The 21,165-nt window shown below is 42.3% G+C and carries 32 protein-coding genes; all 32 read left to right on the top strand.

The features are described 5' to 3' along the window. The first annotated feature begins 59 nt into the window (after positions 1 to 59). The 32 genes from LP316_RS02130 (at position 60) to rpsM (ending at position 21,165) form a co-directional block, all read left to right on the top strand. Positions 60 to 2,186, top strand: coding sequence for a TonB-dependent receptor domain-containing protein (locus LP316_RS02130; protein ID WP_193022457.1), 2,127 nt, complete (start codon positions 60 to 62; stop codon positions 2,184 to 2,186). Positions 2,187 to 2,323: 137 nt separating this feature from the next. Beyond that, positions 2,324 to 4,375 (top strand): alpha/beta hydrolase family protein, encoded by a 2,052-nt coding sequence (locus LP316_RS02125; RefSeq protein WP_193022456.1) that lies wholly within the window; start codon positions 2,324 to 2,326, stop codon positions 4,373 to 4,375. Beyond that, positions 4,375 to 4,872, top strand: coding sequence for a hypothetical protein (locus LP316_RS02120; protein ID WP_193022455.1), 498 nt, complete (start codon positions 4,375 to 4,377; stop codon positions 4,870 to 4,872). Before LP316_RS02125 ends, LP316_RS02120 begins: the two co-directional genes overlap by 1 nt. A gap of 61 nt (positions 4,873 to 4,933) precedes the next feature. Continuing rightward, the gene (locus tag LP316_RS02115; RefSeq protein ID WP_193022454.1) at positions 4,934 to 6,181 is read left to right on the top strand and encodes a TIGR03032 family protein; all 1,248 of its coding nucleotides are present in this window, start codon (positions 4,934 to 4,936) and stop codon (positions 6,179 to 6,181) included. Between the two features lie 108 nt (positions 6,182 to 6,289). Beyond that, positions 6,290 to 7,054, top strand: a complete 765-nt coding sequence (locus tag LP316_RS02110) for a MipA/OmpV family protein (RefSeq protein ID WP_193022453.1) — start codon at positions 6,290 to 6,292, stop codon at positions 7,052 to 7,054. A 74-nt stretch (positions 7,055 to 7,128) separates the two neighbouring features. Next, on the top strand, positions 7,129 to 7,431 hold the full coding sequence (locus LP316_RS02105) for a DUF3019 domain-containing protein (RefSeq protein WP_193022452.1): 303 nt from the start codon (positions 7,129 to 7,131) through the stop codon (positions 7,429 to 7,431). A gap of 13 nt (positions 7,432 to 7,444) precedes the next feature. After that, the gene (locus tag LP316_RS02100; RefSeq protein WP_193022451.1) at positions 7,445 to 8,185 is read left to right on the top strand and encodes a response regulator transcription factor; all 741 of its coding nucleotides are present in this window, start codon (positions 7,445 to 7,447) and stop codon (positions 8,183 to 8,185) included. A gap of 18 nt (positions 8,186 to 8,203) precedes the next feature. Beyond that, positions 8,204 to 9,433 (top strand): ATP-binding protein, encoded by a 1,230-nt coding sequence (locus LP316_RS02095; protein ID WP_193022450.1) that lies wholly within the window; start codon positions 8,204 to 8,206, stop codon positions 9,431 to 9,433. A 368-nt stretch (positions 9,434 to 9,801) separates the two neighbouring features. Beyond that, a complete protein-coding gene (gene rpsJ, locus LP316_RS02090; protein WP_093332363.1) occupies positions 9,802 to 10,113 on the top strand; it encodes a 30S ribosomal protein S10 in 312 nt (103 codons plus the stop codon). A gap of 14 nt (positions 10,114 to 10,127) precedes the next feature. Beyond that, positions 10,128 to 10,766 carry a 50S ribosomal protein L3 gene (rplC, locus tag LP316_RS02085; RefSeq protein WP_193022449.1) on the top strand — a complete coding sequence of 213 codons (639 nt, stop codon included), beginning with the start codon at positions 10,128 to 10,130 and terminating at the stop codon, positions 10,764 to 10,766. A 19-nt stretch (positions 10,767 to 10,785) separates the two neighbouring features. Beyond that, on the top strand, positions 10,786 to 11,391 hold the full coding sequence (gene rplD / locus LP316_RS02080; protein WP_193022448.1) for a 50S ribosomal protein L4: 606 nt from the start codon (positions 10,786 to 10,788) through the stop codon (positions 11,389 to 11,391). Further along, positions 11,388 to 11,687, top strand: a complete 300-nt coding sequence (gene rplW / locus LP316_RS02075) for a 50S ribosomal protein L23 (RefSeq protein WP_193022447.1) — start codon at positions 11,388 to 11,390, stop codon at positions 11,685 to 11,687. Before rplD ends, rplW begins: the two co-directional genes overlap by 4 nt. Positions 11,688 to 11,702: 15 nt before the next feature. After that, positions 11,703 to 12,527 carry a 50S ribosomal protein L2 gene (gene rplB / locus LP316_RS02070; RefSeq protein WP_193022446.1) on the top strand — a complete coding sequence of 275 codons (825 nt, stop codon included), beginning with the start codon at positions 11,703 to 11,705 and terminating at the stop codon, positions 12,525 to 12,527. A 34-nt stretch (positions 12,528 to 12,561) separates the two neighbouring features. Continuing rightward, positions 12,562 to 12,837 (top strand): 30S ribosomal protein S19, encoded by a 276-nt coding sequence (rpsS, locus tag LP316_RS02065; RefSeq protein ID WP_076420823.1) that lies wholly within the window; start codon positions 12,562 to 12,564, stop codon positions 12,835 to 12,837. A gap of 11 nt (positions 12,838 to 12,848) precedes the next feature. Further along, the gene (gene rplV / locus LP316_RS02060) at positions 12,849 to 13,181 is read left to right on the top strand and encodes a 50S ribosomal protein L22 (protein WP_115998805.1); all 333 of its coding nucleotides are present in this window, start codon (positions 12,849 to 12,851) and stop codon (positions 13,179 to 13,181) included. A gap of 12 nt (positions 13,182 to 13,193) precedes the next feature. Further along, positions 13,194 to 13,889, top strand: a complete 696-nt coding sequence (rpsC, locus tag LP316_RS02055; RefSeq protein ID WP_193022445.1) for a 30S ribosomal protein S3 — start codon at positions 13,194 to 13,196, stop codon at positions 13,887 to 13,889. A gap of 10 nt (positions 13,890 to 13,899) precedes the next feature. After that, positions 13,900 to 14,313: a 50S ribosomal protein L16 gene (gene rplP / locus LP316_RS02050; protein WP_193022444.1), complete on the top strand. Its 414-nt coding sequence runs from the start codon at positions 13,900 to 13,902 to the stop codon at positions 14,311 to 14,313. Beyond that, positions 14,313 to 14,504 (top strand): 50S ribosomal protein L29, encoded by a 192-nt coding sequence (gene rpmC, locus LP316_RS02045; RefSeq protein ID WP_193022443.1) that lies wholly within the window; start codon positions 14,313 to 14,315, stop codon positions 14,502 to 14,504. The genes rplP and rpmC overlap by 1 nt, the downstream gene beginning before the upstream one ends. After that, positions 14,504 to 14,752: a 30S ribosomal protein S17 gene (rpsQ, locus tag LP316_RS02040; protein ID WP_193022442.1), complete on the top strand. Its 249-nt coding sequence runs from the start codon at positions 14,504 to 14,506 to the stop codon at positions 14,750 to 14,752. The genes rpmC and rpsQ overlap by 1 nt, the downstream gene beginning before the upstream one ends. A gap of 415 nt (positions 14,753 to 15,167) precedes the next feature. After that, positions 15,168 to 15,536, top strand: coding sequence for a 50S ribosomal protein L14 (gene rplN, locus LP316_RS02035; RefSeq protein ID WP_193022441.1), 369 nt, complete (start codon positions 15,168 to 15,170; stop codon positions 15,534 to 15,536). 12 nt (positions 15,537 to 15,548) lie between these two features. Continuing rightward, positions 15,549 to 15,863, top strand: coding sequence for a 50S ribosomal protein L24 (gene rplX, locus LP316_RS02030; RefSeq protein ID WP_193022440.1), 315 nt, complete (start codon positions 15,549 to 15,551; stop codon positions 15,861 to 15,863). Positions 15,864 to 15,878: 15 nt separating this feature from the next. Further along, the gene (rplE, locus tag LP316_RS02025; protein WP_193022439.1) at positions 15,879 to 16,418 is read left to right on the top strand and encodes a 50S ribosomal protein L5; all 540 of its coding nucleotides are present in this window, start codon (positions 15,879 to 15,881) and stop codon (positions 16,416 to 16,418) included. Between the two features lie 11 nt (positions 16,419 to 16,429). Then, on the top strand, positions 16,430 to 16,735 hold the full coding sequence (gene rpsN, locus LP316_RS02020) for a 30S ribosomal protein S14 (protein WP_193022438.1): 306 nt from the start codon (positions 16,430 to 16,432) through the stop codon (positions 16,733 to 16,735). A gap of 15 nt (positions 16,736 to 16,750) precedes the next feature. Further along, complete coding sequence (rpsH, locus tag LP316_RS02015) at positions 16,751 to 17,143, top strand: 30S ribosomal protein S8 (RefSeq protein ID WP_193023786.1); 393 nt, start codon at positions 16,751 to 16,753, stop codon at positions 17,141 to 17,143. Positions 17,144 to 17,154: 11 nt separating this feature from the next. Further along, complete coding sequence (rplF, locus tag LP316_RS02010; protein ID WP_193022437.1) at positions 17,155 to 17,688, top strand: 50S ribosomal protein L6; 534 nt, start codon at positions 17,155 to 17,157, stop codon at positions 17,686 to 17,688. 9 nt (positions 17,689 to 17,697) lie between these two features. Continuing rightward, the gene (gene rplR / locus LP316_RS02005; protein ID WP_193022436.1) at positions 17,698 to 18,051 is read left to right on the top strand and encodes a 50S ribosomal protein L18; all 354 of its coding nucleotides are present in this window, start codon (positions 17,698 to 17,700) and stop codon (positions 18,049 to 18,051) included. Positions 18,052 to 18,060: 9 nt separating this feature from the next. Then, positions 18,061 to 18,564 carry a 30S ribosomal protein S5 gene (gene rpsE, locus LP316_RS02000; RefSeq protein ID WP_193022435.1) on the top strand — a complete coding sequence of 168 codons (504 nt, stop codon included), beginning with the start codon at positions 18,061 to 18,063 and terminating at the stop codon, positions 18,562 to 18,564. Between the two features lie 6 nt (positions 18,565 to 18,570). Then, on the top strand, positions 18,571 to 18,750 hold the full coding sequence (rpmD, locus tag LP316_RS01995) for a 50S ribosomal protein L30 (RefSeq protein ID WP_189378502.1): 180 nt from the start codon (positions 18,571 to 18,573) through the stop codon (positions 18,748 to 18,750). A 2-nt stretch (positions 18,751 to 18,752) separates the two neighbouring features. Next, entirely contained in the window at positions 18,753 to 19,187 is a 435-nt protein-coding gene (gene rplO, locus LP316_RS01990; RefSeq protein WP_193022434.1) for a 50S ribosomal protein L15, read from the top strand. An 8-nt stretch (positions 19,188 to 19,195) separates the two neighbouring features. Continuing rightward, positions 19,196 to 20,521, top strand: coding sequence for a preprotein translocase subunit SecY (secY, locus tag LP316_RS01985; protein ID WP_193022433.1), 1,326 nt, complete (start codon positions 19,196 to 19,198; stop codon positions 20,519 to 20,521). 18 nt (positions 20,522 to 20,539) lie between these two features. Next, complete coding sequence (rpmJ, locus tag LP316_RS01980) at positions 20,540 to 20,656, top strand: 50S ribosomal protein L36 (RefSeq protein ID WP_193022432.1); 117 nt, start codon at positions 20,540 to 20,542, stop codon at positions 20,654 to 20,656. A 152-nt stretch (positions 20,657 to 20,808) separates the two neighbouring features. Beyond that, a complete protein-coding gene (gene rpsM, locus LP316_RS01975; RefSeq protein WP_193022431.1) occupies positions 20,809 to 21,165 on the top strand; it encodes a 30S ribosomal protein S13 in 357 nt (118 codons plus the stop codon).

Genomic DNA, 21,165 nt, shown 5'->3' with positions numbered 1-21,165 from the left:
TTGTTAACATCATTACTAAACGTGACTTAGAATCAACGACTGCTAGCATTCAAGCCGGTATGACTGATGAAGGTACAAGTAAATTTACTCGTGCTTCACTGATGAGCGGTAAAGCGTTTGATCGCGGCGCGATTATGGCGGGTGTTGACCTGATGAGATCAGAAGCCACAATGGCGTCAGATTTAGATTTCTATAAGGAAAACGCGCCTTACAACATCACTATGGCTCATGCTGATCGCTTACAATTCCCTGACTATCAACCAGTGCCCGTTGAACTACCAGATGGCCTATGTGATCGTTTAGACGGTATGCCGAATGCAGAGCTTGACGGAAGATGTATGCGAGATAGCCTAGATACTATCTCTATTTTCCCAAAATCAGAGCAAGTGTCGCTTTACATCAATGGTCGATACGACATTACTGACGATATTGAAGCATCTGCGACGATTATTGGTACTGATTCAACCATTACTAGCTCGGCGCCATTCTCTGGCTGGCGTGGTACGGTTATCAATGACTTACCAGGTGAGTTAAATGAAGGTTACTCTATCGCACGTACATTCTCGCATGATGAGTTAGAGCCAGGCGGAACTTCAGTAGAGCAAACGTCTTGGACATTTAGCGGTAACATCAAGGGTTATTTTAATGTTGCAGATAGTCAATGGATTTGGAACTTTGACTATTCAAAAGCTAAATATGAGTCAACTCAACGCAGCTACATCTTGAAAAAAGAAGGTCTAGTTAATTGGTTGTTTGGTGATGAAGACTATATCGCACTAAACGATTCTGATGACTTCTTCCAAGTGGGTAATGACTTTTACCAAAATGGCTTATTAGACAATATTTTCCGCCCAGTTTCGGCAAGTGAAAAAGATGATTTAGCCGGCTGGCAGAATGTTCAAGGTAACTCTGAAGCTGATACTTTTGGCTTTACGCTTTCAGGTGAGTTAACTGACTTCGACGTTTTATACAACCCAATAAGCTTTGCCTTGCGCACAGAAATGTCGTCGCAATATACTGAGATTATTCCAGACGAGCGCACACTTAATGGTGGTTGGTTAAACATCGGTTCATTGAGCTCAAAAGGTGAGCGTGATAGAAAGGCGATTGCCGTTGAATTTGAGATCCCAGTTACTGAAAAGTTTGACGTTGCACTTGCAACACGTTTTGACAACTACAGTGACGCATCAAGCATTAGCGGCGCGCAAACCTCACAAATTCGTTTCTCATACAAACTGTTAGACGAAGTAATGGTTCGCGGTGGTTGGTCACAAACATTCCGTGCACCTGATATGTTTAATATTTACGGTGAGTCGCAAGGCTTCAACGGTGTATTTGATGTAACTAATGAGAACTGTTACGACCAAGACGGTAACTTTGTTTGTGGTGCTACTCGCATTACGGTTACTCGTACTAGCGACTCTTCGTTAAAAGAAGAGTCAGGTACCGATACTAACTTTGGTATTGTTTGGACGCCAAACACTAACTTTTCACTATCGGCAACTGTCTATGAACTTGATTTAGAAGATCTTGTTTCTACAGAAAACGCGCAAGACTTAGTGAACCGTCAGTACAGCTGTCAAAACGGCACGCTAGATCCGAGCTCACCAACGTGTCAGGACGTTAATTCACGCATTACTCGCGATAGCATTAATGGCGAAATTACGGATATTAATGTTAGACCAGTAAACCAACAGTCAATGCTCCAACGTGGCTTTGATCTTATCGCTGACTACAACTATGAAACAGACCAAATGGGACTTTTCTACTCTCGTTTAACCTTTTCAAAGTACTTAGCATTTGATCTTGAGCGTTTCGAAGGTGAAGACACAGTTGACTTGCGTTATGGTGAACCAGGTCTTTCTACACCATCAGGCCGTGCTACTTTCAGCTTAGGCTGGAACAAGAAGCTAGAGGGTTTCCAAAGTGTAGGCATGAACTTATTCGTTCAACGTCAAGGTTCAACGAAAAACTTCCGCCATACGCAATACATGGAACCATACTACGTAGCAAACTTGACTGGTAACTATCAGTATTCAAGTCGACTTGGCTTTGGTTTATCAATTAACAACGTATTTGCCGCTGAACCACAGTTAAATGAAAGTGGTGTTTGGCCAAACTATTGGGCACATCTACAGAGTCCTGTAGGTCGCTCATTTAATTTGTCGGCTAATTACTTGTTTTAATTATCTTTACTGAGGTATTCAAGGTACTCGTCACATTAAGTGAGCACATCAAACACTTGCTTTCCCAACCCAAGTGTTTGATGTGAAGTAAATTCATTGCAAGCTTGTGTGATCGAGTACCCTGTTTAGAAAAATTTATGAAAAACTTATTTAAATTATTGTTGCTGACAAGCGCTATGTTGAGTAGCACGGTATCAGCAAGTCAATACGACAAATTTGACAGCCCGTTGACACTGGAAGAGATATGGCGCTCACCACAGTTTTCAGGTATCGAAATTTCACCTGATGGCAAGTATTTTTCAGCTCACTCTGAGACTGAACAAGGGCAATCAGTACTACACATTATAGAAAGAAGCACTTTTATAGAAGTAAACCGTCTTCAATTTGAAGAAACTAAACTTGGCGTAGAGCGCGCTCGTTGGCTATCTCCTACACGCGTAATGTTTACTTTGTCATTAAAAAGAAAATCAAACGAGCAAAAAAGCGGCGGTATGTATTTAGCCATGAATGTCGATGGCACTGAAAAAGGTCCATTGTTTAATCCTGTGGTAGAAGATGGCACTGGCTACGGGGTACTTATGGGTAAAGCTGGTGGAGATGATTACTATTTGAATGTTTATCCATCAGGTGATAGTGACAAATTCCCTTATAATTACTTATACAAAGTAAACCTGAAAACTCAGAAAACTCGACGAGTTATGAAGTCGCCAGTGCGCATGGGCCAGTTTGTTATGAAAGGTAACGAAGTAACTCATGCAGTTGGTTATCGCGAAGATTCTTACGATGCAACAGTAATTTACGAAAAAGATGACAAGAATAACTGGGTAAAAGTTGCAGATTTTCACAACAGCGAAGGCGGTATGTTCCCTGTTCGTTGGTCAAAAGATGGCTCGAAAATCCTTTACGAAGGAAACGTTGACGCACCAACGACAGGTTTATTTTGGGTTGATCCAAAAACAGGCGAAAAAGAGCTGATTTATCGCCACCCTAAAGTCAACGTTAGCGCAGGCGATTTACAGATGGATGCAGCTGGTCGCATTTGGGGTGTTCGCATCTATCATGACTATCCAAAAGTTGTGATTTTGGATGAAACTCATCCATTTGCTAAAAACTACGCCATGTTAAAAGCGACGTTTAAAGGTAAGTCACTACAATTTAAGCGTTACTCAGCCTCAAGCCCTGAATATATGGTATTTGTTTCGAGCGATACGGATCCAGGTAAGTACTATATTTTCAATGAATTAGATGGGCAGCTGAAGTACTTAACAGCACGTTATGACAACCATGATGAGAGCAAAATTGGTCCTATGTACCCGGTTCGTTTCAATGCCCGTGATGGTTTAGAGCTTAATGGCTACCTTACTATCCCACCGGGTGTTGAAGCTAAAAATTTACCGCTGATTCTCTTACCGCACGGTGGTCCTTATGGCCCTCGCGATTGGTGGGGATATAACCGAGAAGTGATCACTTTCACCAATTCTGGTTATGCAGTATTACAAGTTAATTATCGCGGCTCAGGTGACTGGCGTGGTACTGGCGGTTTCGGTCGTGAGATTTATTACAATGCCTACAGACAGTGGGGCCTTGAAATGCAGGATGACTTAACCGATTCTGTCAATTGGGCAGTAAGTCAAGGTATTGTTGATCCGGATCGCGTATGTATTTATGGCGCATCATACGGCGGCTACGCTGCGATGATGGGCATGGCAAAAACACCAGATCTATTTAAATGTGGTGTCGGCTATGTTGGTGTATACGACATGAACATCTTTGCGACCCAAGGTGATACTCAGTTACAAGCAGCAGGTCGTCGTTACTTTGTTGAAGCACTTGGTGCAACACCAGAGCAAAGATGGGAACAATCACCGATGTCAAAAGTCGATCGCATGAAAAACCCAATCTTTTTAGTGCACGGTGGTCAGGACGTTCGTGTTCACATCGAGCATTATTACCAATTAAGAGAGAAACTACTCGAGAAAAATCATAGGTTCGAAACCCTAGTAGCACCAAGAGCAGGCCACGGCGCAAGAGATATTAACTCGCAGCTCGAGATTTATTGCCGCGTATTAGACTTTGTCGATCGCCACATTGGGCACAAAAAGCCAACCGATGCACCGCAAGAGTCATGTCGCTCTGAAGAGGCAATGGTGCCGCTTAAATATGAGTATTTTAGAGGAGATCTCAAATAATGAAACATATTGTAACCTTGCTAGCATTGCTACTGCCGTTCAGTATAATGGCTAAAGATTCGCCACTTCCTGATTGCACTAATTACGATAACGAACACGCGTGTTATATCGATTTTAGATCAGACTATTGGAGTGGTATGCGAGCGCAATATCAGGCTAAAGGATTGACCTATAAGTACTATGTTCACCCTGACTTTTTCTCTGACCTTACTGACGAAGAAGAAGAGAAAAGCGAAGAGTTATTCAAAAATGGTTTTACTGGCTACATTGAGATTGCCTACACCGTTGACGAATCGGGTAAAACTACGGATATAACTGTTGCTCATGTGTCTGACGAACGCTTGGAGATGTTTGTTCCAACGGCTAAGAATGCTATTGAACAGACTGAATTTGCCAAAATGAAGAAAACCGTAAAAGCGCCGAATATGCGTTATTATTTTCTTGCGGGTAAAGAGCACGAGGAAGACGAAGACTCAGAAGAGAGTGAGCAAGATTAATCTAAGCCACAGGGTAGGTGTAAAACGCCTATCCTGTTTTTATTACTAAGAGGTATAAGAGATGAGCGAAGTCAAAGACGCAGAAGTGAAAGCACCAAAAAAGCGTGTGAGAAAGGCTAAGCCGAAAGCTGAAAGTAAAGTAGTTAAGCAAGATGCTGCTCTTGAAACTTCAGAACAACAAGCACCTGCGCCGGTAAGCGAAAAATCGAAAGCAGCTGAACCAGCTTCAACTGAAAAAGCAGATGCTGCAGCCAAAGAGCAGCAAGAGAAAAAACCAGAGCCAGTGGTTAAAACTTGCTCGCCAAGTTTGACGACATTTTTAACTAAGATAAATGCCTCTATTGCATTTACCTCGTATCAAAGTGGCCGTTTGTACTTATTAGGCAGTGGACCTAACAAAAAGCTATCTTTTCACGAGCGCATTTACCAAAGAGCTATGGGCATTGTTGGTAACGCAAAGCGCCTATATATGGGTGGTCTATACCAAATTTGGCGTTTCGAAAATATCTTGGCGCCAACGGAAAAAGCAAACAAGATTTTTGACAAATGCTACGTCCCACGAAACGCACAGTACACAGGTGCAATCGATATCCACGAGCTAGGTATTAAAAAAGACGGCACGATTTTGTTTATCAACACAAAATACAACTGTTTATGTGAGCCGAGTGTAAACCACAGCTTTAAAGTGGTTTGGAAGCCTAAGTTTATCAGTAAGATTGTCGGTGAAGATCGCTGTCATTTAAATGGCTTGGCAATGGTTGATGGTGAGGCAAAGTACGTTACGGCGATTTGTAAGTCTGATACTATTGATGGCTGGCGTGAGCGTCGTCATGACGGTGGTGTTATCATCGATGTAACGACAGATGAAATTGTCTGTGAAGGCTTATCTATGCCACACTCACCGCGCTGGGCAAATGGCAAATTATGGGTGTTGAACTCGGGTACTGGCTACTTAGGTTATGTTGATTTCGAAACGAAATCTTTTGTCCCTCATACTTTCTGCCCAGGGTTTTTACGAGGCTTATCTATCAAAGATAACTACGCGGTTGTCGGTTTATCTAAACCGCGATACGAGCGTTTTGAAGGCTTGCAGTTACAGCAAAACCTTGAAGAAAAAGATAGCGAAGCTTGGTGTGGTATTCAAATTATCGACTTAAAAGATAGTAAAGTTGTAGAATGGGCTCGATTAGATGGTCCAGTCACGGAATTATTTGACGCAACCTTTATTGAAGGCGTTAAATGTCCTATGGCTCTAGGTCAAAATAGTCCTGAGAACCTCAATTTGATTTCTTTTGAGAGTAAAGTCTAACTTAATGGGTTTATACTTACTAAGTCAGCAGTTGAAGTAGTATTTTATGGTAGTGTTATGAAGCACAGGAAAAATCTAACATTCAAGGTCATATTTCCTGTTTGGATTATGTTAGCTTTAATCTTTCCTAAGCTGGCTTTATCAGAAGAGAATTGCCCGTCGTGCGAGTTTAATTGGCAAATTGGACTCGCCGTTGGGCAAACATATTACGAGTCACCGTTATCCGGTGCCGACGATATTTCTCTGCCTGTGATCCCACTTTTAGAAATGAGTTACGGGCGGTTTTATTTAAAAAATACCACGTTAACTTACGATCTGTATCAAACCGAAACGCGTGCATTTTCACTCAAAGGCAAGCATAACTTTGATGGTTTATACCATTACGCCAATGATAAAGGCATTGATGGAAAGTTTGCCTTTATTATGGGAAATTTTGGTGAACCTGAGGTAGAAGAAGAGCCTGAAGAAAAACGGCTGTCATACCTTGCTGGTGTTGAATTCACGCAACTGTCTACCGAATACAATAGCTTGTTTACTTATTCGTTGTTAAACGATGTGACCAATACTCACAACGGGTTTGAGGCTGAGTTTAAGTGGACAAAAATTTGGTTAAGCGAAAAGTTTGAGCTTTCTACTGATGCGGTACTCACTTATAAATCAGATGATTTATTTGAGTACTATTATGACTCAGAGTTAACGGGTAGTAATGTCGTTAAGAAGTTCAGCGTTAATTTGGCTTATCCATTACTCGATAATTGGTGGTTGGCACTTAATTATCAGTATCAGGCGTTACCAGGGAAAATGACGAATAGTCCGATTGTGGATGAGTCATCACTTCATTCTTACTTTGCTGGCATCATTGTAAGGTGGTAATTTTGAGACTACTACAGCTAATAATAATACTTATATATTGTAGTGGCTCAGCTAAAGCTGAAGAGTTGATTCGGATGAGTGTTGATCCTTTAAAGTGCGTGGTCGACAAAAGCCAAAAACAATGTGTGAAAGAAATCACCATTACATGGCCTGAAAACCAATATGATAAGCTGTGTTTATATGTCGATAATGTGCGACGTTTTTGTTCGGCGCAAGGTGATAAAAACGAAGTCGTTATTACGGTGGAATCAACCAGTAATATCAAGTTAGAGCTGAGGCATCAGGACAAAGTTGTCGATGAAACCTACTTTAAAGTCCTGAAAGAGAACTCTGTTAGTTTGAGAAACAGGTTTTCGCCTTGGCTGATCCTTCAATAATAGGTGGTAACTTATGACTGAAGTTAAAAAATCGATTGAAGGTGAAGCAGCAACGCGTGTTTTGTTAATCGAAGACGATGCGAAGTTAGCCTCAAAACTGAAACGCTTTCTCCAAATTCACCACTATGAAGTGACTTGGATTGCCAGTGGCTCTTTTGTCTCACTTGAAGTCAATCTCAATGCCTATCAATTTATTATTTGTGACGTAAACTTACCCGATATTTCGGGTTTTGATGTTGTCTCAAGAATTAGATCTTCATTTAATGGTGTGTTTATCTTCATCACCGCCTTAACTGAGGAGTCGGCACAACTTAAGGGATTGGAGTTGGGCTCAGACGACTATATCGTTAAGCCATTTTCAGCGGAAGTATTGTTGGCAAGAATGAAAGCTGCTTCTAGAAGGGGCTTCAAAAGCCGGCAAAAAGATGAAAAGCATGCAGCACAGCAAGCTCAGCCGATCAATGTTGAAGGTCTTCATATTTCGCCGAAAAATCGCGTGGTTGAAATTAATGGCCAAGCATTAAAATTAACGAAAAAAGAGTTTTTTATCCTCTATATTTTGGCCCAAGATATGGAAGGGAAAGTCTCGCGAAATACTATCTACCGTGCTGTTTGGGGTAAGGAATACGATGGTTTTGATCGCACGATAGATGTTCATGTGAGTGCTTTGCGTAGGAAGTTCAATAATATCGAGGGTAACCCTTATCAAATAAACTCTGTTTGGGGTGAAGGTTATATTCTGCTAAAGCTGTAACCTTGTAAATTTGTTAGTATGAACCGTCAATTTATCGCATTTACCTTCAAGATTTTCCTGTCGTTGCTTTGCTATGCCTTACTCGTCGGTTTTATCGGTAAATCAGCTCAATCAGATGCACCTCCTCCATATATCGCCGCGTTATTTCAAGCGATAGAAAACAATGAGGTCAATGCCGAGCTCGATCGCACCCATATCTCGGTGGTCGATTGGTCAGAGTCGATTAAAAATAAAATAAAGCAACAAGAGATCATCTTTTTTGAGACAGATGATGAAGTGTTTTTCTACCAATATAAAGATAATTTCGTGTACGAGTTGGGCCCATTGCCTAAGGTAGAGCAAAATGATCAGTTATGGGTGTTCAATCTAGCCTACTACATTGGCATGATTTTAATACTGTTGCTGTGGCTACGACCTTTATTAAAAGATTTATTTATACTTTCGGGCAAAACCGAGCAGTTTGCTGATGGCGACAAACTTGTTGAAGTTCACCTAAAACCATCATCTTTGGTATCAATTATTGCGTGTAGCTTTAATAGTATGGCGCGTAAAATATTTGATCTTATTCAACTGCAAAAAAGTATTTCTGGCATGGTTGGCCACGAAATCAGAACGCCATTAAGCCGGATTCAGCTATCGCTTGACATTATCAAGGCGACAACTAAAGATCCTGAACTCCTTGAGGAGTTAACGTCAATGGAAGAGGATGTCACGGAAGTTTATTCATTGACTGAGGAGTTTTTAAACTTAACGCGGTGCCAACATTATAATGATGAGTTACCTGTGTCATTGGCCGAGCCGTGTCATTTAATTAGCAATTTAATCGCTAAACTCGAAAGGACGAGTAGTTGTGATATTGAGTTACAATGCGAAAATACTGCGCCTGCTTTGCTTGAACCTTTGTCTTTCACGCGAATGATGCAAAACCTCATTGTTAATGCAATGAAATACGGCAAGTCGAAAATTATCGTTACTTACGCGAAAGACGGAAACGATAACGTTATTGTGGTAGAAGATGACGGTGACGGCTTTGTCGATATTGAGCGTGTGGCTCAGCCATATTACCGAGAGACAGCTAAAGGTGATGGCTATGGTCTAGGGTTGTCGATTGCTGAAATGATCGCAGCTTGGCATAAAGGTACTATTACTTTTCATCAATCTGATCAGCTGGGCGGGGCAAAAGTTAAATTTTGTTGGCCAAGTGTCAATGGTTTTAAAGCGCCTAAACAGACGACGCTGGACCATTAGTTCCAACGGTCAATCCAATATAAGTGGCTGAATATCGGCGATGAAAATCTCGAGATTTGCCCTTATCTTTACCAAAGCATATACATTTATTTCTGGCCTCTGCGCTAACCGACTACACCCGACAAAAATTGTTCGCTTTTTATCCTAAACTTTACTTGCTCAATCGACAAAACTCTGTATAATACGCCACCACTCACGATTGAGTTACGTGAGATTGGAATCAAATGTCTTTTATAAAAGAGGCTCATTTGGTTCATACAGCAACCTCGATTGGAGGTTGAATGTTTTAGTCGGTACTCCCCCCTTTCTTACAAATGAAAGGAGATGGGCTGTACTTTGTTCGTTCTTTAAATTGGGGATTTGTCTTCATGTCAAATCAAAGAATTCGCATTCGTTTGAAAGCGTTCGATCATCGTTTGATTGATCAATCTACAGCAGAAATCGTTGACACTGCTAAGCGTACTGGTGCACAGGTTCGTGGTCCTATCCCACTTCCTACTCGCAAAGAGCGTTTCACAGTATTGATTTCTCCACACGTTAACAAAGATGCGCGTGACCAGTACGAAATTCGTACTCACAAGCGTTTAATTGATATCGTTGAACCTACTGATAAGACTGTTGACGCGTTAATGCGTTTAGACTTAGCAGCTGGTGTTGACGTTCAAATTAGCTTGGGTTAATAGGGGGTTTTAACATGACTATCGGTCTAGTTGGACGTAAAGTTGGTATGACTCGTATCTTCTCTGAAGATGGCGTTTCTACTCCTGTTACAGTCCTAGAAGTTGAAGCGAACCGCGTTGCTCAGGTTAAAACTGTAGACAACGATGGTTACTCAGCAATTCAAGTTACTACTGGTACTAAGAAAGCTAACCGTGTAAACAAGCCAGCAGCTGGTCACTTTGCGAAAGCAGGTATCGAAGCAGGTCGTGGTTTATGGGAATTCCGTTTAGCGGAAGGTGAAGGCGCTGAATTAGCAGCTGGCAGTGAAATCACTGTTGAGTTATTCAACGAAACAAAATTAGTAGACGTAACCGGCACTTCAAAAGGTAAAGGTTTCCAAGGCGGTATCAAGCGTTGGAACTTCCGTATGCAAGATGCTACACACGGTAACTCTATTTCTCACCGTTCAAACGGTTCAATCGGTCAGTGTCAAACACCAGGCCGTGTATTCAAAGGCAAAAAAATGTCTGGTCACATGGGTGCTGAGAAAGTTACTACTCAAAACCTTGAATTAGTTCGCGTAGATGCTGAACGTAACTTGCTTCTTATCAAAGGTGCAGTTCCGGGTCACGTTAACGCTAACGTAATCATCAAGCCAGCTGTTAAAGCTTAATCGTCTGAGGAGAATTTTGATGGAATTAGCATTAAAAGACGCGTCAGGCGCTGTTGAAGTTTCAGAAGCAACGTTTGGTCGTGAGTTCAACGAAGCTTTAGTACACCAAGTAGTTGTTGCGTACGCAGCAGGTGCTCGTCAAGGTACTGTTAAGCAAAAGAACCGTTCTGAAGTTAGCGGCGGTGGTAAAAAGCCATGGCGTCAAAAAGGTACTGGCCGTGCTCGTGCTGGTACAACTCGTGGTCCAATCTGGCGTACAGGTGGCGTAACATTCGCTGCTCGTCCACAAGATCACAGCCAAAAAGTTAACCGTAAAATGTACCGTGGTGCGATCAAAAGCATCCTTTCTGAATTAGTTCGTCAAGAACGTTTAGTAGTGGTTAACGATTTCGCAGTTGAAACACCAAAAACTAAAGAATTAGTTGCTAAGTTAAAAGGCTTAGAATTAAAAGACGTGTTAATCGTAACGAAAGAAGTTGATGAGAACTTATTCTTATCTGCGCGCAACTTATACAAAGTTGACGTTCGTGACGTTCAAGCACTTGATCCTGTTTCTTTAGTAGGTTTCGAAAAAGTATTGATGACTGCTGACGCAGTTAAGCAAGTTGAGGAGATGTTCGCATGATAAACGAAGAACGTTTGTTAAAGGTGTTATTAGCACCAAACATTTCTGAGAAAGCAACTATCGCTGCTGAAGCGAACAACACTATCGTGTTCAAAGTTGCTAAAGATGCTACTAAAGCGGAAATCAAAGCTGCTGTTGAGAAACTTTTCGAAGTTTCTGTTGAAGGTGTTCGTACTTTAAACGTTAAGGGTAAAACAAAGCGTACAGGTGCTCGTTTCGGTCGTCGTTCAGACTGGAAAAAAGCGTACGTTACTCTTGCTGAAGGTAGCGACATCGACTTCGTTGGCGCTGAGTAATAGGAGAAGTTTCAAATGGCTATTGTAAAATGTAAACCTACTTCTCCGGGTCGTCGCCACGTTGTTAAAGTGGTTAACTCGGATTTATACAAAGGTAAGCCTTACGCTCCATTATTAGAGAAAAACTCTAAGTCTGGTGGTCGTAACAACAACGGTCGTATCACAGTTCGTCACATTGGCGGTGGTCACAAGCACCACTACCGTGTAATCGACTTCAAACGCACTAAAGACGGTATTCCGGCTAAAGTTGAGCGTTTAGAATACGATCCAAACCGTAGTGCTAACATCGCGTTAGTATTATACGCAGACGGTGAACGTCGTTACATCTTAGCTCCTAAGGGCTTACAAGCTGGTGATACGATCCAGTCTGGTGTAGACGCGCCGATCAAAACAGGTAACACATTACCTTTACGTAACACTCCTTTAGGTAGTGTTATTCACGCAATCGAATTGAAGCCTGGTAAAGGTGCTCAAATCGCGCGTGCTGCTGGTACTTATGCACAATTAGTTGCTAAAGACGGCGCTTACGTTACTTTACGTCTTCGCAGTGGCGAGATGCGTAAAGTTGAAGCGGAATGTCGTGCAACTTTAGGTGAAATCGGTAACGCAGAACATATGTTACGTTCTCTTGGTAAAGCTGGTGCTTCGCGCTGGCGTGGTGTTCGTCCTACCGTACGTGGTGTGGCGATGAACCCGGTTGATCACCCGCACGGTGGTGGTGAAGGTCGTACTTCAGGTGGTCGTCACCCAGTATCACCTTGGGGTGTACCTACTAAGGGTTACAAGACTCGTAAGAACAAGCGTACTGACAAGTTCATCGTACGTCGTCGTACTAAGTAATAGTACTAGTTAATTAATTTAAAGAGGAATTACCATGCCACGTTCTCTCAAGAAAGGTCCATTTATTGACCTACACTTGTTGACGAAGGTAGAGAAAGCTCTGGAAAGCGGGAACAAGAAACCTATCAAAACTTGGTCTCGTCGTTCAATGATCATCCCTAACATGATCGGATTGACCATTGCTGTCCATAATGGCCGTCAACACGTACCTGTATTTGTAACTGATGAAATGATCGGTCACAAATTAGGTGAATTTGCACCAACTCGTACTTATCGCGGCCACGTCGCTGATAAGAAAGCGAAACGATAAGGGGAAATATAATGGAAGCTATTGCTAAACATAAATTTGCCCGTGGTTCTGCTCAAAAAGCACGTTTAGTTGTAGACCAAATCCGTGGTTTACACGTTGAGAAAGCTTTAGAAATCTTGGAATACAGCAACAAATCAGCTGCTGTTTTAGTTAAGAAAGTTCTAAACTCAGCGATTGCTAACGCAGAGCACAATGAAGGTGCAGACATCGATGAATTATTCGTTAAAACTATTATGGTTGACGATGGTCCTACGATGAAACGTATTAAGCCTCGTGCGAAAGGTCGCGCGGATCGTATCCTTAAGCGTACAAGTCACATCACTGTGATTGTAGCTGATAGCTAGGAGTATATTAGTATGGGTCAAAAAGTACATCCTACCGGTATTCGCCTAGGTATCACTAAGCCTTATGCGTCTACATGGTTCGCAAGCACAAAAGATTACGCAGCAAATATCCACGGTGACCACTTGGTTCGTGCATACTTGTCTGAGCAATTAAAGCGTGCTTCTTTATCTAAAATCGTGATTGAGCGTCCAGCTAAATCTATCCGTGTAACTATTCACACAGCTCGTCCTGGTGTTGTTATCGGTAAGAAAGGTGAAGACGTAGAAAAGTTACGTTTAAAAGTATCTCAAATCGCTGGTGTACCTGCGCAAATCAACATTGCTGAAGTACGTAAGCCAGAGATGGATGCACAGTTAGTTGCTGACAGCATCGCAAGCCAATTAGAGCGTCGTGTTATGTTCCGTCGCGCTATGAAGCGTGCAGTACAAAACGCTATGCGTTTAGGTGCTAAAGGTATCAAAGTTGAAGTTAGCGGTCGTTTAGGCGGCGCAGATATCGCTCGTTCTGAGTGGTACCGTGAAGGTCGTGTACCATTACACACTTTACGTGCTGACATCGATTACGCAACTGCGCGTGGTGAAACTACTTACGGTACTATCGGTATCAAAGTATGGATCTTCAAAGGTGAAGTTATTGGTAACATGCCATTAGAGGCAGAAAAACCAGCTGCTAAGCCTAAGAAGCGCAACAACCGCAAGAGCAAGTAGGAGTTAAGTTATGTTACAACCAAAACGTACTAAATTCCGTAAGCAATTTAAACTGCGTAACCGTGGTCTTGCACACACAGGTAGCACAGTTAGCTTCGGTACTTACGGTTTGAAATCTGTTGAGCGTGGTCGCATGACAGCTCGTCAAATCGAAGCCGCTCGTCGTGCGATGACTCGTCACGTTAAGCGTCAAGGTAAAATCTGGATTCGCGTATTCCCTGATAAGCCAATTACCAAGAAGCCTTTAGAGGTTCGTATGGGTAAAGGTAAAGGTGGCGTGGAGTATTGGGTTTGTCAAATCCTACCAGGTCGTGTTCTTTATGAAATGGAAGGTGTTCCAGAAGCTTTAGCTCGCGAAGCATTCGCTTTAGCAGCAGCTAAACTTCCGTTCAAAACAACCTTCGTAACTAGAACGGTGATGTAATGAAAGCTAACGAACTTAGAGAAAAAAGCGTAGAAGAGCTTAATGCTGAATTATTAGGCTTATTACGTGAGCAGTTTAACTACCGCATGCAAGCAAGCACTGGTCAGTTAGCACAAACTCACTTATTAAGACAAGTTCGCCGCAACATTGCGCGCGTTAAAACTATCTTAACTGAAAAGGCAGGTAAGTAATGACTGATAAAATTCGTACATTACAAGGTCGCGTAGTTAGCGACAAGATGGATAAGTCTATCACTGTCCTAATTGAGCGTCGTGTTAAGCACCCTATCTACGGTAAATTCATGATCCGTTCAACTAAGTTGAAAGCTCATGATGAAACTAACCAGTGTGCTGCTGGTGACGTAGTGACTATCCGCGAATGTGCACCGATTTCTAAGACTAAGTCTTGGACATTAGTAGACATCGTTGAAAAAGCTTAATCTTTTGTAAAAGAGATATGTTTAAAAACCCGACCTAGTGTCGGGTTTTTTATTACCTGACATAAAGCGAATGTATACCTTAGCAAAGGTATCTGTGACAGCACTGTAGTTTCAATATTACTCATTTTAAAAGCACTTAATTAAGTTCCAAAATTACCTCATAGATAACTTTATATTACACCTATTATAAAGACGTAAAACTTATCAATTCAGGAGGAGTTCATCAGGATTGATTGAATTCTTCTATAAGCCTAACTTTTGCGGCTTTAGCTATTGTTTATTTTTTGTTTATTTGAGTACCAATTTACAAATAGTGGTGTTATAATCTCGCGCCCATCATTTCTAGATGGGTATAAAAGGCAGTGAAGGGTCGGTTTTATCGACCTTGAATTTATATAACAGCGGAGCACATAAAATGATCCAAATGCAAACACAGCTAGACGTTGCTGATAACAGTGGCGCTCGACGCGTGCAATGTATTAAGGTCCTTGGTGGCTCGCACCGTCGCTACGCACGCATTGGTGACATCATCAAAGTTGCTGTGAAGGAAGCTATTCCTCGCGGTAAAGTTAAAAAAGGTGATGTTGTTAACGCAGTAGTGGTGCGCACTAAAAAGGGCGTTCGTCGCCAGGATGGCTCAGCCATTCGCTTTGACGGCAACGCGGCTGTAATTTTGAATGCAAACTTACAGCCAATTGGTACTCGTATATTCGGGCCAGTGACACGTGAATTAAGAACTGAAAAGTTCATGAAGATCGTTTCATTAGCACCAGAAGTACTATAAGGAGTCACAACAATGGCCTCTAAAATTCGTCAAAACGACGAAATCATCGTACTAGCGGGTAAAGACAAGGGCAAAACTGGTAAAGTTACTAAAGTTCTTGTTGAAGACAGCAAAGTATTTGTAGAAGGTGTTAACTTAGTTAAGAAGCATCAGAAGCCTGTACCTCAGTTACAGCAACCTGGTGGCATCATTGAAAAAGAAGCACCAATCCACGTATCTAACGTAGCGATCGTAAACCCTAAAACAGGTAAAGCGGACCGCGTTGGATTTAGAGTTGAAGACGGTAAGAAAGTACGTTTCTTTAAGTCTGACAACGAATTAGTTTAATTATTGGAGTAAACGATGGCGAAACTGCATGATTTTTACAAAGATACAGTTGTTGCAGAACTTCAAAAGAAGTTTGAATACAAAAGTGTCATGCAAGTCCCTCGGATTGAAAAGATCACCCTAAACATGGGTGTTGGTGAAGCGATTACTGATAAAAAAGTATTAGAGCACGCCACAAATGATCTTACTGCAATCTCAGGTCAAAAGCCTATGATCACGAAAGCACGCAAATCAGTTGCTGGCTTCAAGATTCGTGAAGGCTACCCTATTGGCGCAAAAGTAACTTTACGCGGCGAGCGTATGTGGGAATTCTTAGAGCGTTTAATCTCTATTTCAGTTCCTCGTATCCGTGACTTCCGTGGCTTAAACCCGAAATCTTTCGATGGCCGTGGTAACTACAGCATGGGTGTACGTGAGCAAATCATATTTCCTGAAATCGACTACGACAAAGTTGATAAGATTCGTGGTTTAGATATCACTATCACAACAACTGCGAAGACTAACGAGGAAGGTCACGCTTTGCTGACTGCCTTTAACTTCCCGTTTAAGAAATAAGGTGTAGAGTTATGGCTAAATCATCTATGAAAGCACGTGAAGCAAAACGCACTAAATTAGTGGCGAAATATGCTGAAAAACGTGCAGCGTTAAAAGCAATTATCTCTAACGTAAACTCTTCTGAAGAAGAGCGTTGGGATGCAGTATTAAAACTTCAATCTTTACCTCGTGACTCAGCTAAAACACGTCAACGTAACCGTTGTAACGTGACTGGTCGTCCACACGGTTACTTACGTAAGTTCGGTTTAAGCCGCATCAAGTTACGTGAAGCAACTATGCGTGGTGAAGTTCCTGGTCTTAAGAAAGCTAGTTGGTAATCAAAGGAGAAAGCAATTATGATGACTGATCCTATCGCGGACATGTTTACACGCATCCGCAACGGTCAAGCAGCGGCAAAAACTGCTGTAACTATGCCTTCTTCAAAGCTAAAAGTAGCGATTGCTAACTTACTTAAAGAAGAAGGTTATATTTCTGGTGTTACTGTAATTGAAGGCCCTAAGCCTGAATTATCAGTTGAACTGAAATATCACGAAGGTAAAGAAGTTATTGAGACAATCAAACGTGTTTCACGTCCTGGTCTTCGCGTATACAAAGGTAGCAACGAGTTACCACAAGTATTAGCAGGCATGGGTATTGCGATTGTTTCTACTTCTAAAGGTTTGATGACTGACCGCGCAGCTCGCAAAGCTGGTTTAGGCGGTGAGATCTTAGGTTTCGTAGCGTAAGGAGTTAGAATATGTCTCGTGTTGCAAAAGCACCTGTGTCAATTCCTGCTGGCGTTACTGTTACGTTATCTGGTCAAGACATCACAGTTAAAGGTCCTGTTGGCGAATTATCTCGTACGATTCACAGCGACGTTGTTGTTTCTCAAGAAGAAAACACAATCGTTACTAAAATCGCTCACGAAGGTAAAGGCGCTTGGGCTCAAGCTGGTACTGCGCGCGCATTAATCAATAATATGGTTGTTGGCGTTAGTGCTGGTTTTGAAAAGAAATTAATTTTAAACGGTGTTGGTTACCGTGCGAAAGCTGCTGGTCAAAACTTAAATTTATCTTTAGGTTTTTCACACCCGGTTGACCACGCTATTCCTGCTGGCGTTACTGTTGAAACTCCGAGCCAAACTGAAGTTGTACTTAAGAGTGCAGACAAGCAGTTAGTTGGTCAGGTAGCAGCAAACATTCGCGCTTACCGTAAGCCTGAACCTTACAAAGGTAAAGGTATCCGTTACAGCGACGAAAACGTTCGCCGTAAAGAAGCTAAGAAGAAGTAGGGTAATACGATGGATAAGAAAACATCTCGTTTACGCCGTGCAAAGCGTGCACGCGCTAAAATCAGCGAGTTGGGTGCGAATCGTTTAGTCGTACACCGTACTCCTCGCCACATTTACGCTCAATTAATTGCTGCCTCTGGTTCAGAAGTAATTGCATCTGCATCTACTTTAGACAAAGAAGTAAAAGCATCAGTTGAGAAAACAGGTAACATCGAAGCAGCTCAAGCAGTAGGTAAAGCTATTGCAGAACGCGCAAAAGCTAAAGGGGTTGAGTCAGTAGCGTTTGACCGTTCAGGTTTCCGTTATCACGGTCGCGTTAAAGCGTTAGCAGAAGCAGCTCGTGAAGCTGGCCTTCAGTTCTAGGAGTTGATAATGGCTAATGTAGAAAACACACAACAAAGTGAATTCGTTGAAAAACTAGTTGCCGTTAACCGCGTTTCAAAAGTGGTTAAAGGTGGTCGTATTTTCAGTTTCACAGCACTAACAGTAGTTGGTGACGGTAACGGCCGTGTTGGTTTTGGTTACGGTAAGGCACGTGAAGTTCCTGCTGCTATCCAAAAAGCAATGGAAAAGGCTCGTCGTAACTTAGTAACTGTTGACTTGAAGGGTACTACTCTTCAACACCCAATTAAGGGTCGTCACTCAGGTTCTAAAGTTTACATGCAACCTGCTTCTGAAGGTACAGGTATCATCGCCGGTGGTGCGATGCGTGCAGTACTTGAAGTTGCTGGCGTACAGAACGTACTTTCTAAAGCGTACGGTTCTACTAACCCAATCAACGTTGTCCGTGCAACAATCGGCGCTCTAGCGAACATGAAATCGCCAGAAGCTGTTGCTGCTAAGCGTGGCAAAGACGTTGCAGATATCTTGGGGTAATTAAGCATGGCTAAAACAGTTAAAGTAACTCAAGTTAAAAGCTCAATCGGTCGCTTACCTAAGCACCGTGCGACTTTAAAAGGTCTTGGTTTACGTCGTATCAATCATACAGTTGAGTTAGAAGATACTCCTTCTGTACGTGGTATGATTAATCAGGTATCTTACATGATTAAGGTGGAGGATTAATAATGCATTTAAATACTTTATCTCCTGCACCAGGCGCTAAAAAGGCCAAGAAACGCGTAGGTCGTGGTATTGGTTCTGGTTTAGGTAAAACTGGTGGTCGCGGTCACAAAGGCCAGAAGTCTCGTTCTGGTGGTGGTGTACGTCCAGGTTTTGAAGGTGGTCAAATGCCTTTAAAACAACGTTTACCTAAATTCGGTTTTACTTCTCGTAAGTCTTTAGTTCACGCTGAAGTTCGTTTACACGAGTTAAACAAAATCGAAGGTGATGTTGTAGACATCCATGCGCTTAAAAACGCTAACCTAATCACGCGTAACATTGAGACAGCAAAAATCATGTTGTCTGGTGAGATCACTCGCCCAATCACTGTTCGTGGCTTAGGTGTTACTAAAGGTGCTCGCGCAGCTATCGAAGCTGCTGGCGGTAAAATCGAGGAATAATACAGGTTATGGCTAAACCAGGAATGGATAACAACGCTCAAGGCGGTTTGTCTGAGTTAAAGCAAAGATTATGGTTCGTGTTCGGCGCACTAATCGTGTTTCGTTTAGGATCATTTGTGCCAATCCCTGGTATTGACGCCGCTGTATTAGCTCAGTTGTTCGATCAACAAAAGGGTACCATCGTAGAAATGTTCAACATGTTCTCCGGTGGTGCACTTGAGCGCGCCTCAGTAATGGCCCTAGGTATTATGCCGTACATTTCGGCTTCAATTATTATGCAATTGTTGACGGTAATTCATCCGCCAATGATGGAGCTTAAGAAAGAAGGTGAAGCTGGACGTCGTAAGATCAGCCAATACACACGCTACGGCACTTTAGTGCTAGCAACGGTTCAAGCTTTTGCTATTGCAAGAGGTTTACCTGCAATGATGCCGGGTCTCGTTATCCACGAAGGTCCTGCATTCTATTTTGTTGCGGTTGTAAGTTTAGTCACTGGTACCATGTTCTTAATGTGGTTAGGTGAACAAATTACAGAGCGCGGCATTGGTAATGGTATTTCTATCCTTATCTTTGCAGGTATTGTTGCTGGCTTGCCATCTGCAGTTGGTCAAACCGCAGAAATGGCGCGTCAAGGTGAATTGCACTTATTAGGCTTGTTGCTAATCGCAGTTGTTGCATTTGCAGTAACTTACTTTGTTGTGTTTGTTGAACGTGGTCAGCGTCGTATCGTTGTTAACTACGCAAAACGCCAACAAGGTCGTAAGGTTTTCGCAGCGCAAAGTACACACTTACCACTTAAGGTGAATATGGCTGGTGTTATTCCACCAATCTTCGCTTCAAGTATTTTATTGTTCCCTAGCTCAATTGCGAGTTGGTTCGGGCAAGGTGAAGGTGTCGTTGCCGATTTCTTACAAGAGCTTTCTATGGCGTTATCGCCTGGACAGCCGCTATATGTAATGTTGTTAGCAGCAGCAATTATTTTCTTCTGTTTCTTCTACACGGCGTTAGTATTTAACCCGCGTGAAACAGCAGACAACCTGAAGAAGTCAGGTGCTTTTATCCCGGGTATTCGCCCAGGTGAGCAGACTTCTCGTTACATTGACAAAGTGATGACACGCTTAACCCTAGCGGGTGCGTTGTATATTACCTTTGTTTGTTTAGTTCCTGAGTTTATGATGATAGCCTGGGATGTTCAGTTCTACTTCGGTGGAACATCATTATTGATCATCGTAGTTGTTATTATGGACTTTATGGCACAAGTACAAACGCATTTGATGTCTCATCAATATGACAGTGTACTTAAGAAAGCTAACCTTAAAGGCTATGGCCGATAGGTTTAACGGAGTAGTAAGATGAAAGTTCGTGCATCCGTAAAGAAGATTTGTCGTAACTGTAAAGTTGTGAAACGTGCTGGTGTTGTTCGCGTTATCTGTAACAGCGATCCAAAGCACAAACAACGTCAAGGTTAATTTGCTTACTCGAGCAAGCGAAATCTTTTAGAAGTAGCATTATGCAGATTTTTCTGTATAATGCCGCTTCGCTTTGCAAAAAAGAGTCAGGTTGAGTATCCTAACGGGCTTTTCAACCTGTTGTTATTAATTTAAATATAGGAGATGTGTTAGTGGCCCGTATCGCTGGCATTAACATCCCTGATCGTAAGCATGCAGTAATTGCCCTTACTGCGATTTATGGTATCGGTGCAACACGTGCGAAAGCAATCTGTGTGGCAGCTGGTATTGCTGAATCAACTAAGATCAGTGAATTAGACGAAGCTCAAATCGACGTGCTTCGTACTGAAGTAGGTAAATACACCGTTGAAGGTGATTTACGTCGTGAAGTTTCAATGAACATCAAGCGTCTTATGGACCTTGGTTGTTACCGTGGTTTGCGTCATCGTCGCAGTCTACCTCTACGTGGTCAACGCACTAAGACAAATGCGCGTACACGTAAAGGGCCTCGTAAGCCTATTAAGAAGTAG

The organism is Thalassotalea sp. LPB0316 (assembly GCF_014898095.1).
GTDB lineage: Bacteria > Pseudomonadota > Gammaproteobacteria > Enterobacterales > Alteromonadaceae > Thalassotalea_G.
This window is presented reverse-complemented; position numbering and strand designations above follow the sequence as displayed.